Origin of the sequence: Enterobacter sp. CPE_E1241 (genome assembly GCF_045618265.1) — a bacterium.
Taxonomy (GTDB): Bacteria; Pseudomonadota; Gammaproteobacteria; order Enterobacterales; family Enterobacteriaceae; genus Enterobacter; species Enterobacter adelaidei.
Map to the genome: position 1 here is coordinate 1,188,588 of NZ_JBIWYV010000001.1, position 13,639 is coordinate 1,202,226.

Below are 13,639 nucleotides of genomic sequence, written 5' to 3' on the forward strand. Positions count from 1 at the left end.
GGGCACAGAGAATAGCATGTAATACGGGGAAGGAAAACGGTTGCGCGGTTAAAACTTGAGCCGTTGTGACCGCCAGGACATAACAAAACAGACCGCAATCTGGCGGTCTGTTTTCATCAATCAGGTGTCTTTATTTGGTCAGTTCTGCGGTCATGTACACGCGGTTGTTAACCTGTGCGCTGGTGATTTTGTAAGACGCACCTTGTTCAGCAGCCTGAGCGGCGATTTTCGCTTCTGCGCGGTCGAGGGTAGAAGCACTCGCGCTGACGCTCTGAGCGAAAGAACCAAAAGAGATCATAGAAAGAGCGGCAACTGCAACGAAAGTTTTGATAGATTTCATGGTCGTATTCCTGAAGTAATTTATCTTGGATAGGGCGTGTTGCCCTGATGTGATAAATATTAGGCTAACCATGGGCTGATTAAAATCGGAACAATTTGCCAATGTCATTCAAAAAAATAGAATGATATTTGAGGGGTTAAAACGGAAAAGCGATCAGCTCTACACTCTCTGGTGTGACTTTGACCATGGAGCCTTCACTGTGCCAGGCACCCAGTACGACGCGGTGGGCCGGTTCGCCGTTGGCGATAAGGGAATGTACATCGGGGCGATGAGTATGACCGTGGATCAGCCACTGGACGCGATGCTTTTCCATCACGTTGACCACTGTCTGCGGGTTGACGTCCATGATGGTCATGGATTTGCTGCTGTTGGCGGCTTTACTGCCTGCGCGCATTCTGGCTGCGATACGGTTGCGGATAAACAGCGGCAGGGCCAGGAACACTTTTTGGATCCACGGGGTGTGGACTTTCGCGCGGAAGGCCTGATAACCGGTATCGTCGGTGCAGAGCGTGTCGCCGTGCATGATCAGGATCTTTCGGCCATAGAGTTCGAGCACCTGTTCTTGCGGCAGCAGTTGCATACCGCTTTCGCGAGCGTAGCGCTTGCCAAGCAGGAAATCACGGTTGCCATGGATGAAGTAGCAGGGAACGCCGGAATCCACCAGCGCTTTAATGGCTGCAGCCATTTCCCGGTGCAGCGGGTTAGGGTCGTCGTCGCCAATCCAGGCTTCGAACAGGTCGCCCAGAATGTACAGCGCGTCGGCGCTTTTCGCTTCACCGCGTAAAAAACGCAGAAAACCGGCGGTGATCGCCGGTTCTTCTGTTTGCAGATGCAAATCTGCAATAAAGAGTGTCGCCACCTATTACTCGCTGACGGTCACGCTGGTAATCACTACGTCTTCTTTAGGAACGTCCTGGTGCATGCCGCTGCGGCCAGTAGAGACGGCTTTGATCTTATCAACCACGTCCATACCTTCAACCACTTCTGCGAATACGCAGTAGCCCCAACCCTGCAGGCTTTCGCCAGAGAAGTTCAGGAAGTCGTTGTCGGCCACGTTGATGAAGAACTGGGCAGTCGCAGAGTGAGGCGCCTGAGTACGGGCCATCGCCAGCGTGCCACGGGTGTTTTTCAGACCGTTGTTCGCTTCGTTTTTGATCGCTTCTTTGGTCTCTTTCTGGTGCATGCCAGGTTCAAAACCGCCGCCCTGGATCATAAAGCCGTTGATCACGCGGTGGAAAATGGTGTTGTTGTAGAAACCTTCGCGGCAGTAGTCCAGGAAGTTTTTAACTGTTTCAGGCGCTTTGTCATCAAAGGTTTTGATTACGATATCGCCATGATTAGTGTGGAAAGTAACCATTTTTGCATCCTGTTCCGTTATTGTGGTGCGTCAACCCGTGTTCGGGTCACATATAGGGGCTTGTTATAGCATAACCACAGGACGCGATCACCTTGCATTGTGTGCTGATCCTATTCCGAATTATGGGTATTATAGGGAACAAACAACCCACACACGTGTTTACATGGAATCTTCGATGTTAAAAATCTTTAATACAATGACGCGCCAAAAAGAGGAATTTAAACCTATCCATGCCGGGGAAGTCGGCATGTACGTGTGTGGTATTACGGTTTACGATCTCTGTCATATTGGCCATGGCCGTACCTTTGTCGCCTTCGATGTTGTTTCGCGCTACCTGCGTTTTCTGGGGTACAACCTGAAGTACGTACGCAACATCACCGACATTGACGACAAAATCATTAAACGCGCTAATGAAAATGGCGAGAGCTTTGTGGCGCTGGTGGACCGCATGATCGTTGAAATGCACAAAGACTTTGATGCATTAAATATTCAGCGTCCGGACAGTGAGCCACGTGCAACCCACCATATTCACGAAATTATTGAAATCACCGAAAAGCTGATCGCACGCGGCCATGCCTACGTTGCGGATAACGGCGACGTGATGTTCTCCGTGCCGACGGACCCAACCTACGGCGCGCTTTCCCGTCAGGATCTGGACCAGCTTCAGGCCGGTGCCCGCGTTGACGTCGTTGACGTGAAGCGCAACCCGATGGACTTCGTGCTGTGGAAAATGTCCAAAGAGGGTGAACCGAGCTGGCCATCTCCGTGGGGCGAAGGGCGTCCTGGCTGGCACATTGAATGTTCGGCGATGAACTGCAAACAGCTGGGCAACCATTTCGATATTCACGGCGGCGGCTCGGATCTGATGTTCCCGCACCATGAAAACGAAATTGCACAATCTACCTGTGCACATGGCGGCGAGTACGTTAATTACTGGATGCACTCCGGGATGGTGATGGTTGACCGCGAGAAGATGTCTAAATCGCTGGGTAACTTCTTCACCGTGCGTGACGTGCTGAAGTATTACGACGCGGAAACCGTGCGTTACTTCCTGATGTCCGGCCACTATCGCAGCCAGCTGAACTACAGCGAAGAGAACCTGAAGCAGGCGCGCTCGGCGCTGGAGCGTCTGTACACCGCGCTGCGCGGTACCGACAGGTCTGTTCCTGCTGCGGGCGGCGAAGCGTTCGAAGCGCGCTTCATTGAGGTGATGAACGACGACTTCAATACGCCAGAAGCGTACTCCGTGCTGTTCGACATGGCGCGCGAAGTGAACCGCCTGAAGTCAGAGGATATGGCGGCAGCGAATGCGCTGGCGTCTCATCTGCGTAAGCTCTCTTCCGTTCTCGGCCTGTTGGAGCAGGAGCCGGACGTGTTCCTGCAAAGCGGTGCGCAGGCGGACGACGGTGAAGTGGCGGAAATTGAAGCGTTGATCAAAGCGCGTCTGGAAGCGCGTCAGGCGAAAGACTGGGCGGCGGCAGATGCCGCGCGTAACCGTCTGACCGAGATGGGCATCATTCTGGAAGATGGCCCGCAGGGAACCACCTGGCGTCGTAAGTAATCTTCCCCTCACCCTAACCCTCTCCCGCAGGGAGAGGGAATGGTCAGGTTTTCTCCCTCTCCCCGTGGGAGAGGGCCGGGGTGAGGGCATCAGCGCGCACGTCTTCTCCACCACAGCAACCCCATCAGCACGACTCCCGGCAGCCACACCCACAGCAGTTCTGAAATGATTACCTGATGCCCGTACGGCGTGGTATAGCGTGACAGCGCGAACGGTGCGACCTTAATCACCTGCCATGGCGCAAAGAAGCGTTCGTCTGACCACGGCCACAGCCAGCCAACCCCTTTTCCTCCCGTGGTAATGGAATCCAGCAGGCTGTGCGACAGTAATGACACGGTTAAAAACAGCCAGCACCGGGTCAGGCTGGCTCTGAACCATCGTCGACCGATCAGCACGCAGAGTATCGGCACCACAAAGGCAAACAGCAGGGAGTGAGTAAAGCCGCGATGGCCGAAAACATTGCCGTAGGCAACGCCGAACTTAAACGCCAGCACGTCGGCGTCCGGCAACATCGCGAGGACAATTCCGGTGAACAGCAGACGAGGCGGAATAACTCTGGTTCCCAGGCCTAAGCCCAGGCAAAGCGGAACAGCAGCGTGCGTAATAACGGTAGGCATTGACATTATCCATGGCAAATCATGGAAATATAGCAGTAATCTCGCGCTAACAGACCTGTGCTAAATTCTGATTTTACGCCGATTCGCGCGCGATAAGCTGCCCGGAAAGCGTAATCCGCTGCGTTTGCAAGTCCGGCTCTTTCAGCTTGCGAATAATCAACCCGGCAGCCTGACGCCCCGTCTCTTCACTGGCGGAGGAGACGTAGGTCAATGACGGTGACGTGAGGTTTACGTGCAGCATATCTTCGAAACCGACCAGCGCGACCTGCTGCGTCAGAAACACGTCTTTACCCACCGTACGTCCTACCTGATGAATCGCTGATATAGAGCCGATCATGGCATCAGGCGAGTGGCAGAGCAGGGCGGTGATGGTGTTGTTTTTTTCCAGCAGTTGGCGGGTGGCGAAACCCGCGGCCAGCGTGTCATCACTGCAGGCCGGAGAGTATTCATCGCGCCAGACCAGCCCGTTTTGCGTCATCGCGCTGCGAAAACCAAGCAGACGCTGCTCTCGGATAAGGCAGCCCTCACGCCCGCCAATGTAGGCGATATTGCGATGGCCGCGCTCGATAAGATAACGTACCGCCAGATTTGCCGCCTGACGGTTATCACGCATCACCAGGTTGCATTTTTCATCCAGCAACGACTGAGAGACCGCAACCAACGGCAGTGGGCAATGACGAATGTGTTCCGGCAGGGTGGATGTCCGGGTGTCAGAAGCCAGGTAAATCACACCGGCGACGCCCTGCTGTTTAAACGACAGCAGGCAGCGTTCAAGATGGTCATAGTCATTCTGAGGCTGGCCGAGAAACACCATATACCCCTGTTTTTCCAGCTCCAGGACGATGCTCGCCATCACCTTGATGGAGAAGCTGTCGCTGAAGTCACGGAGGATAAGACCAATAAGATTGGAGGTGTTGGCGCGAAGGTTGGCGGCGGCGACGTTATGAACATAGCCCAGGGTATTGATGGCAGCGTTGACCTTCTCGATCGTTGCCTCTGAGATTTTCCCTTTCTGGCGCAACACCAGCGAGACGGTTGAGACCGAAACGCCCGCGTGCTTTGCGACATCAATAATGCTGACTTTCTTCAAAACCGCTCCCTGAAATTTGCCGATTATCAGCCAGATAAAACACGTCTTCCAGCGTACAGGAGACGTGTCGTTCAGGCATCTTATTATTTGCCGATCATGGTGGACATGGTCTGGGCGATAAACTGTGCTCTGGCACCGAAAATCACCTGAATACCGTTGTCGCCGACGAAGACCACGCCGCGCGCGCCAAGTCCGTTCAGGCCGTCTTTATCAACTGCCTCGCTTTTTGCCACTTCCAGACGCAGGCGGGTGATACAGGCGCCGACGGAGTCGATGTTATGCGCTCCGCCCAGCAGGGTGATGATCTCGGTCGCGAGTTCGGAATCTGACTTCTCATCCGCATTGGCTGTCACTTCAGTGCGGCCCGGGGTTTTCACGTCGAAACGACGGATCACAAAGCGGAACGTGAAGTAATAAATCAGGCCCATTGGAATGCCGATGATAATGGCGTTCAGGAAATTGGTTTTGTAACCGTTAAACGACGGCAGGATCCCGAATGACAGATAGTCGATAAAGCCCGCGGAGAACGACTTGGCGATATGCGCATGCAGCAGATACATGGTCATATAAGCCAGGCCCGCCATGATGGCGTTAAAGACGTACAGAATCGGCGCCACGAAGATAAAGGTAAACTCAACCGGTTCGGTGATCCCCGTCAGGAAGCAGGTCAACGCCGCAGAGAACAGAATACCGGCCGCGATTTTCTTATTCTTCGTATGGGCTTCGTGATACATCGCCAGGCACGCCGCAGGCAGCGCGAACAGCATCAGCGGGAATTCACCCTGCATGAACTTACCGGCATTCTGGTAGGTGTCGCTGCTGAAGGATTTGACCCCTTCTTCCAGCATCTTGAACCAGATGGTTTGGTCGCCGTGGATCACCTGGCCTGCCTGGGTGGTGTAATCCCCAAACGAATACCAGAAGGATGGGTACCAGATATGGTGCAGTCCGAGCGGGATCAGCGCGCGTTCCACCAGACCGAAGATAAAGGTCGACGCCGCCTGATTATCGCCGTTAACCACTACGGAGAGCGCGTCGATACCGGCCTGGATATGTTGCCAGATGTAGGGCAGCAGCAGCCCCATCAGGAACGAGAGGAACGCCGTTGCAATTGCCACGAAGCGCTTACCGGAGAAGAAGCCCAGGAACTCCGGGAGCTGCATGGTGTGGAAGCGGTTATAGCACCAGGCCGCGAGAATACCGCAGATCAGGCCGCCGAAGACGCCCATTTGCAGCGTCGGGATGCCGACCACCATGGCGTATTTCCCGCCCTGAGAGGCCATTTCCGGCGTGATGCTCAGCACGGTGCTAATGGTGATATTCGTGACAAATACCGATACCGCCGCAGACAGCGCAGCAATACCGGATTCAGACGCCAGACCCACGGCAGAGCCAATGGCGAACAGCATCGGCAGGTTATCAAAAATAACCCCGCCCGCGTTCATCATCAGCGGCAGGTGGAACTTATCGCCGAAGGCCAGCAACAGGCCCGCAGCGGGAAGCAGTGAAATTGGCAGCATCAAGGCGCGACCAATCATAGACAACTTAGACAGCGATTTAACAAACCCTGATATCAGACTCATGCTGATTTCCCCCGAGTAGCGCTTTTTTGGCGCTGTTATTGTAAGTAGAACGTTTTAGTAGAACGTTCTACTTATCGTGGACAAAGAGTGAAAAACACGCAACTGAATTTTAACTATTCAACAGAGGAAATAGTGATTATTTGAAGTTGATCGATAAATAACCGTGATGGGTGTGAGGGGATTTTTAACCCTCTCCCTTTGGGAGAGGGTTGGGGTGAGGGCATCAAATGGCTCAGGCCGTAACGGTCACGCTCTGTCCTTCAAAGCTCACGGTCTGTCCCGCGACAATCTTGCAGCGCTTACGCGTTTCCACCACGCCGTCGACTTTTACTCGCCCGTCGGCGATCACGATTTTCGCCTGCGCGCCGCTTTCGCTCCAGCCTTCCAGCTTCAGCAGATCGCACAGCTCAACGTGTGGGTGTTTTCCTAATGAAAATGTCGCCATCTTACGCGTCCTCTACATCATGGTACTCTTCGCATGCCTGCAAAGTATTCTGAATCAATGTGGCAACCGTCATCGGGCCTACGCCGCCCGGTACTGGGGTGATGTAAGAGGCACGTGCCGCAGCATCTTCATACACTACGTCACCGACGACTTTGCCGTTTTCCAGACGGTTAATTCCGACGTCCACGACAATCGCACCCTCTTTAATCCATTCACCTGGAATAAAGCCCGGTTTCCCGACGGCAACGATCAGCAGATCGGCGTTCTCTACGTGGTGACGCAGATTTTTGGTGAAACGGTGGGTGACGGTAGTGGTGCAGCCGGCCAGCAGCAGTTCCATGCTCATCGGGCGGCCCACAATGTTGGAGGCACCAATGACCACGGCGTTCAGACCGTAGGTGTCAATGTTATAACGCTCCAGCAGCGTCACGATACCGCGTGGCGTACATGGACGCAGACGCGGTGCACGCTGGCACAGGCGGCCAACGTTGTACGGATGGAAACCGTCAACGTCTTTATCCGGTGCGATACGCTCCAGCACCTTCACGTTGTCGATGCCTGCGGGCAGCGGCAACTGAACCAGAATACCGTCGATCTCTTTATCGGCATTCAGAGTGTCAATAAGTTCCAGCAGTTCTGCTTCGCTGGTGGTTTCTGGCAAATCGTAAGAGCGGGAGACGAAGCCCACCTCTTCACACGCTTTGCGTTTGCTGCCGACATAAATCTGTGATGCCGGGTTGCTGCCAACCAGCACAACGGCCAGCCCAGGGGCGCGTTTTCCGGCGGCTTTACGCGCCTTCACTTTTTCCGCAACCTCAGAGCGCACCTGCTGCGCAATCGTTTTACCGTCAATAATCTTTGCTGCCATCAGAGAGAAGATTCCGTCTGTAACGTTTGAAAGGGGGGATTGCCTGTATTTTGTCAGAAGCGAGCGCCGCTGTCAGTCACCCTTTGCGAGTTTTCATCAGTAGGGCGTAAAAACCCTTCCGGATGGATGGTCAATTTCTTAGGCGGGATTAGGATGTGACCTGGAGAAATGGCAGCGTTTTGACATATTTAAAAAATGATTCCTGAGCTACTTTGTCTCCTCCGAAATAAGCTTTCAATTCAACAATTGAACGTATTTCTTATTCCCGATTATTCGCGGGAAGGGTTATTTACATTTTAAAGGAATAGACATGAAACTCAGCAACATTGCTTCTTCTGTTATTGCAACTCTGGCCCTGGTCGCGGGTGCCGCTCATGCAGATCCGGTTTCCGTAAATGGCGGTACTGTGCATTTTAAAGGTGAACTGGTTAATGCTGCATGTTCAGTAAATACCGATTCTTCCGAGCAGACTGTTAATCTCGGTCAGTACCGTACCGCGAAATTCACTAAAGTGGGCGACACTACCTCTAATATCCCATTCAACATTGAACTGAACGATTGCGATCCACTGGTAGCAAAAACCGCTGCTGTTGCGTTCACCGGTCAGATTGATGCAACTGACAAAACCCTGCTGGCAGTGACTTCCGGTAACAATGACAACACCGCGAAAGGCGTGGGTATCGAGATCCTCGACAGTAAATCCAGCGTTCTGACCCCAGACGGTGCAACCTTCTCTGCTGCGCAGAACCTGATCGAAGGAACGAACACCCTGCAATTCACCGCGCGTTATAAATCAACGGCTGCGACCACCGAGCCAGGCCAGGCAAACGCTGACGCCACCTTCGTTATGAAATACGAATAATTCGTACAGGGATGTCCAGGCCTCAGGGACGAGGCCGTCATACGCTAATGCCAGGAACGAAGGATGACAAAAACGGGAGCACTACTGCTTTTAACCCTTGCGATGGCTAACCAGGCATCGGCACATACTGTGGTGATCGAAGGCGGGAAAGTTCACCTCCGAGGTGAGCTGGTGAACGGCGGCTGCGCCGTGGCGCCCGACAGCCAGAATATGCGCATCGACATGGGACAGTATCGAACCAATTCATTTGCCGGGGTGGGCAGTTTTTCCACGGTGAATGTGCCCTTCACCGTGCGGCTACTGGATTGCAGAGTTGATGTCTCGCGCACCGTGGGGATCCAGTTTCAGGGCGTCACACCCGCAGAAGATCCGCAGGTTTTTCTGGCGACATCGCGGCCAGGTGAAACACCTGTCAGCAGCGGTGTGGGGCTGGCGCTCTTTGACGAACAACAACGTCAGATTATCCCAAATGCCACTGCCGTCAGCTGGTTGCCGGTAAATACCAGTGAACTCGCGTTTCATTTTAGCGCCCGCTATCGGGCTATTTCCGAACATCTCATGCCAGGCAATATTCAGTCGGATGTCTGGTTTACGTTGATTTATCCATAACACCTGCGAACACATTATTAAAGGTACGGTTGTGATGAATACCCGAATTAAACCAGGACTTTTTTTATCGTTTATTTTGATGATGGTTTCTGCTTGCGCGAATGCTTCCGGCGGTATTGCGCTGGGGGCCACGCGCGTTATTTATCCGGCAGATGCGAAGCAAACGTCGCTGGCGATCACTAACAGCAACAAACAAGAACGCTATTTAATCAACGCGTGGATCGAAAATGCGAACGGGCAAAAAGAAAAAACCTTTGCCGTCACACCGCCCCTGTTTGTGAGTGAGCCAAACAGCGAAAACACGCTGCGTATTATTTACGCCGGACCGACGCTGCCCGCCGACCGCGAATCGCTCTTTTACATGAACGTGAAAGCGATCCCGTCAGTGAACAAGGAGAAAACGGAAAACAATAACGTGCTGCAGCTGGCGATCCTTTCGCGTATCAAACTGTTTGTACGCCCGAACAATCTGGCGATGCAGCCGGAAGAGGCGCTCTCCCAGCTGCGTTTTGAGCGTACTGGCAACCACCTCAAAGTCAGCAACGCGTCTCCGTATTACATCACCCTGGTCAACATGAAGCTGGGTGGTAAGACGCTGGATAACCTGATGGTTGCGCCTAAAAACTCGGCACAGCAGGTACTGCCAGCCGGTGCGAGCGGCACGCTCTCTTGGCAGAGCGTGAATGACTACGGTGCCATTACACCGGCGCGTAGCGTCAACCTGTGAGCAGAGTCAGGGCGATGAAAAATCATCTGGGACGTTACTGCCCGGTTGCACTGGCGCTGATGGCCGCGCTCTGGCCGCAGGCTGGCTGGAGCGAAAGCTACTTCAACCCGGCCTTCTTGTCCGACGATACCGCCAGCGTGGCGGATTTGTCGCGTTTTGAACAAGGTCACCAGCAGGCACCCGGCGTTTATCGTGTGGATATCTGGCGTAACGATGAGTTTATCGGCACCCAGGACGTGCGTTTTGAGCAAGCCGAAAACACCCCGCCAGTGGCGGGCGGTTTATCGCCGTGCATAACGCGCGCGATGCTCGATCGCTTTGGTGTCAATGTTGCGGCATTTCCTGAACTGGCAAATGTACAGGGCGATACCTGCGTTCCGCTGACCACGGCCATTCCTGGTAGTGAGACGACATTTAACTTTGCCTCTCAGCGTCTGAACGTCAGCCTGCCGCAGGTGGCGTTGCAGAACAGCGCCCGTGGCTACATTCCGCCTGAACAATGGGATGAAGGCATTCCCGCCGCACTGTTGAACTACAGTTTCACCGGTAACCGGGGCAGCGAAGACGACAGTTATTACCTGAACCTGCAGAGCGGGTTGAACTATGGTGCCTGGCGTTTACGTAACAATGGCGCATGGCGTTACACGCAGAATAACGGGCAGCGACACAGCGAGTGGCAGAATATCGGTACCTGGGCGCAACGCACCGTTATTCCGCTTAAAAGTGAACTGGTGCTGGGTGACAGTAATACCGGTAATGATGTCTTCGACAGCGTCGGTTTTCGCGGCGGACGGCTCTTTTCATCTGACAGCATGTACCCTGACAGCCTGCAGGGCTATGCCCCAACCGTACGCGGAATTGCCAGGACGCCAGCTAAAGTTGTGGTGCGTCAGAACGGCTATGTCATTTATCAAAGCTATGTCCAGCCCGGCGCGTTCGCCATTACCGATCTCAACCCGACCTCCTCAAGCGGTGACCTGGAAGTGACGGTCGAAGAGAAAGACGGTACCCAGCAGCGCTATACCGTGCCGTACTCCACCGTACCGCTCCTGCAGCGTGAAGGGCGCTGGAAGTACGATCTTGTTGCCGGGGATTACCGCAGCGGTAACAGCGATCAGGATACGCCATTCTTTACTCAGGGAACCCTGATTACCGGTCTTGCCAATGGTTATACGCTGTACGGTGGTACTCAGCTGGCATCTCGTTATACCGCGGTGGCTATCGGGGCCGGAAAAAACCTCGGTGACTGGGGCGCGGTCTCGCTCGATATTACCCACGCCCGCAGCCAGCTCGCGGACGACAGCAAACATGAAGGACAGTCTCTGCGCTTCCTCTATGCGAAATCACTCAACGGCTTCGGCACCAACTTCCAACTGCTGGGTTACCGCTACTCCACAAAAGGGTTTTACACCCTGGACGATGTGGCCTGGCGCTCAATGGAAGGTTATCAGTATGCGGATAACCAGGATGATAACAGTGTCCCGGACGTGCAGAGTTATCACAACCTGACGTGGAATAAAAAAGGGCGCTTCCAGCTCAATGTGTCTCAGTCGCTGGGGGATTATGGATCGGTATATATCTCCGGCAGCGAGCAGAGCTACTGGGGAACCGACGAGACAAACCTCTGGTATCAACTGGGGTATGCGGGGGGCGTGAAGGGGATCAACTACTCCGTTTCCTGGTCGTGGAACAAATCCGTCGGGATAGAAGGTACCGACCGGATCGCGTCGTTTAACGTCTCCGTGCCGTTTAGCCTCTTTACCCGTCAGGGATATCGCCGTGACAGCGCGATTGACCGCGCCTATGCCACGGCATCCGCCAGCCGAAACAGCGATGGCGATACGAGCTGGCAAACCGGCGTCAGCGGTACGCTGCTGGAGGATCGCAACCTGAACTACAGCGTGACCCAGGGACACACCAGCAATAATGGCTCAAGCGGTAGCGCCAGTGCCAACTGGCAGGCGACTTACGGCACGTTGGCCGCGGGTTATAACTACTCACGCGATCAGCACGATCTCAACTGGCAGCTCTCCGGGGGCGTTGTCGGTCATGCCGACGGGGTGACCTTCAGTCAGCCACTGGGCGACACCAACGTACTGATCAAAGCGCCGGGAGCATCGGGCGTCAGTGTGGAAAACCAGACCGGCGTGAAAACCGACTGGCGAGGCTATGCGGTTATGCCGTATGCCACCGTCTATCGCTACAACCGCGTGGCGCTGGATACCAACACCATGAGCAACAACACCGATATCGAAAACAACGTGAGCAGCGTGGTGCCAACCAAAGGCGCGCTGGTTCGCGCCAGCTTTGATACGCGTATTGGTGTGCGAGCCCTGCTGACGGTGACACGCGGTAACCAGCCCGTGCCGTTCGGTGCCGTGGTGCGCGAAACCCAGAGTGGCGTCACCAGCATGGTGGGGGATGACGGGCAGATATACCTGAGTGGGTTGCCGCTGGAAGGGGAACTGCTTATCCAGTGGGGCAACGGGGCGCAGTCCCAGTGCCGTGCACCTTACAGCTTGCCTGAACAGAGCCTGCAACAAGCGATCACACTTAAGGGGATCAGCTGTGATTAAAACCCAAATCTTTGCCCTGTCGCTTCTGGCGTTACTGCCCGCGACAAACGCATTAGCGACCGTGTGCGTCAATGAAAAAGGTGTACCGACGGAAGTGCATTACGACCTGACGGATAAATTTAATAGTTCGAATAACCAGATCGGGCAGGTCGTGACGCTCAGCGAGAAATCGCAGTGGGTAGGGGTGAATGCCGTCTGCCCAAAGGGCACAACCGGTAATACCACCAAACGCAGCTATGTGACAGATTACCCGATCACCGGGACCAGCGATGGTTACCAGTATCTGAAGCTTAATGACTATCTTGACGGGGCGATGAAAATCACGGACAGCTTTGCTGGCGCGTTTTATCCACCCAAAAACTATATCCAGATGGGGAGTCATCCGAACGTTTCAAAAAACAAACCGTTTGGTGTGCAGGATTCCAGCCTTATTTTCCGCCTTAAAGTGACGCGACGCTTTATCAATATGGTGGTGATCCCACGTGCCACCATGTTCCGTGTTTACGTCACCACCACGTCCTCCGATCCGTTAACCACGCCGGTCTACACCATCAGCTACAGCGGAACTATTCAGGTGCCGCAGAGCTGCGCCATCAATGCCGGTAATGTGGTTGAGTTTGATTTCGGCGACATTGGCGCCTCTTTGTTCAGCAAAACGGGCGTGGGTAACAAGCCGGAGGGCGTCTCATCGCAAAGCAAAACCATCGCGATTAAATGCACCAACGTGGAGGCGAACGCCATGCTGACGATGCGAGTCGAGGCTGAAAAGGTCTCCGATAATGTACTGGTGTCCGATAACCCGGATGTAGGCTTCATCATTGCCAACGAGAGCGGTACGCCGCTCACGCCCAACAACCTGACGAGTAAAATTCCGTTCCGTCTCGACGACAGTGCGCAGGCGCAGGTGGGGATCCGGGTCTGGCCGGTGAGCGTGACGGGCAACAAGCCAGCGGAAGGGCGCTTTACCTCGCGCGGATATTTGCGTGTGGATTACGACTAAGGAG

At 54.3% G+C, this 13,639-nt stretch carries 14 protein-coding genes; 6 read left to right on the forward strand and 8 right to left on the reverse strand.

Annotated features, from left to right (window positions below; translation table 11 throughout):
* Positions 1-130: 130 nt before the first annotated feature.
* The 3 genes from ACJ9Y9_RS05700 to ppiB form a co-directional block, all read right to left on the reverse strand.
* The gene (locus ACJ9Y9_RS05700) at positions 131-340 is read right to left on the reverse strand and encodes a YdgH/BhsA/McbA-like domain containing protein (RefSeq protein ID WP_028017585.1); all 210 of its coding nucleotides are present in this window, start codon (positions 338-340) and stop codon (positions 131-133) included.
* A 136-nt stretch (positions 341-476) separates the two neighbouring features.
* Positions 477-1,199: a UDP-2,3-diacylglucosamine diphosphatase gene (gene lpxH / locus ACJ9Y9_RS05705; protein ID WP_028017584.1), complete on the reverse strand. Its 723-nt coding sequence runs from the start codon at positions 1,197-1,199 to the stop codon at positions 477-479.
* 3 nt (positions 1,200-1,202) lie between these two features.
* On the reverse strand, positions 1,203-1,697 hold the full coding sequence (gene ppiB / locus ACJ9Y9_RS05710) for a peptidylprolyl isomerase B (RefSeq protein ID WP_028017583.1): 495 nt from the start codon (positions 1,695-1,697) through the stop codon (positions 1,203-1,205).
* 175 nt (positions 1,698-1,872) lie between these two features.
* Here ppiB and cysS point away from each other — a divergent pair, with 175 nt between their 5' ends.
* Positions 1,873-3,258, forward strand: coding sequence for a cysteine--tRNA ligase (cysS, locus tag ACJ9Y9_RS05715; protein WP_028017582.1), 1,386 nt, complete (start codon positions 1,873-1,875; stop codon positions 3,256-3,258).
* Between the two features lie 89 nt (positions 3,259-3,347).
* Here cysS and ACJ9Y9_RS05720 read toward each other — a convergent pair whose 3' ends face one another.
* The 5 genes from ACJ9Y9_RS05720 to folD all read right to left on the reverse strand — a co-directional run bounded on the left by ACJ9Y9_RS05720 (position 3,348) and on the right by folD (position 7,861).
* Entirely contained in the window at positions 3,348-3,875 is a 528-nt protein-coding gene (locus ACJ9Y9_RS05720) for a metal-dependent hydrolase (RefSeq protein ID WP_108090668.1), read from the reverse strand.
* 73 nt (positions 3,876-3,948) lie between these two features.
* Positions 3,949-4,965, reverse strand: coding sequence for a Mal regulon transcriptional regulator MalI (gene malI / locus ACJ9Y9_RS05725; protein WP_028018404.1), 1,017 nt, complete (start codon positions 4,963-4,965; stop codon positions 3,949-3,951).
* Between the two features lie 83 nt (positions 4,966-5,048).
* The gene (locus ACJ9Y9_RS05730) at positions 5,049-6,548 is read right to left on the reverse strand and encodes a PTS transporter subunit EIIC (RefSeq protein ID WP_028018405.1); all 1,500 of its coding nucleotides are present in this window, start codon (positions 6,546-6,548) and stop codon (positions 5,049-5,051) included.
* A 232-nt stretch (positions 6,549-6,780) separates the two neighbouring features.
* Positions 6,781-6,993, reverse strand: coding sequence for a ribosome-associated protein YbcJ (gene ybcJ, locus ACJ9Y9_RS05735; protein ID WP_023310640.1), 213 nt, complete (start codon positions 6,991-6,993; stop codon positions 6,781-6,783).
* 1 nt (position 6,994) lies between these two features.
* On the reverse strand, positions 6,995-7,861 hold the full coding sequence (gene folD, locus ACJ9Y9_RS05740; protein WP_008499332.1) for a bifunctional methylenetetrahydrofolate dehydrogenase/methenyltetrahydrofolate cyclohydrolase FolD: 867 nt from the start codon (positions 7,859-7,861) through the stop codon (positions 6,995-6,997).
* A 310-nt stretch (positions 7,862-8,171) separates the two neighbouring features.
* Between folD and fimA the strand changes: the two genes are divergently transcribed.
* From fimA to fimH, 5 genes are all read left to right on the forward strand, one after another.
* Positions 8,172-8,723: a type 1 fimbrial major subunit FimA gene (gene fimA / locus ACJ9Y9_RS05745; RefSeq protein WP_028018406.1), complete on the forward strand. Its 552-nt coding sequence runs from the start codon at positions 8,172-8,174 to the stop codon at positions 8,721-8,723.
* A gap of 63 nt (positions 8,724-8,786) precedes the next feature.
* Complete coding sequence (gene fimI, locus ACJ9Y9_RS05750) at positions 8,787-9,332, forward strand: type 1 fimbrial protein subunit FimI (protein WP_028018407.1); 546 nt, start codon at positions 8,787-8,789, stop codon at positions 9,330-9,332.
* 34 nt (positions 9,333-9,366) lie between these two features.
* Entirely contained in the window at positions 9,367-10,059 is a 693-nt protein-coding gene (gene fimC / locus ACJ9Y9_RS05755) for a type 1 fimbria chaperone FimC (RefSeq protein ID WP_028018408.1), read from the forward strand.
* A 14-nt stretch (positions 10,060-10,073) separates the two neighbouring features.
* Positions 10,074-12,635: a fimbrial biogenesis usher protein gene (locus ACJ9Y9_RS05760; protein ID WP_028018409.1), complete on the forward strand. Its 2,562-nt coding sequence runs from the start codon at positions 10,074-10,076 to the stop codon at positions 12,633-12,635.
* Positions 12,628-13,635 carry a type 1 fimbria D-mannose specific adhesin FimH gene (gene fimH, locus ACJ9Y9_RS05765; RefSeq protein ID WP_032666906.1) on the forward strand — a complete coding sequence of 336 codons (1,008 nt, stop codon included), beginning with the start codon at positions 12,628-12,630 and terminating at the stop codon, positions 13,633-13,635. Before ACJ9Y9_RS05760 ends, fimH begins: the two co-directional genes overlap by 8 nt.
* Positions 13,636-13,639 lie beyond the last annotated feature (4 nt).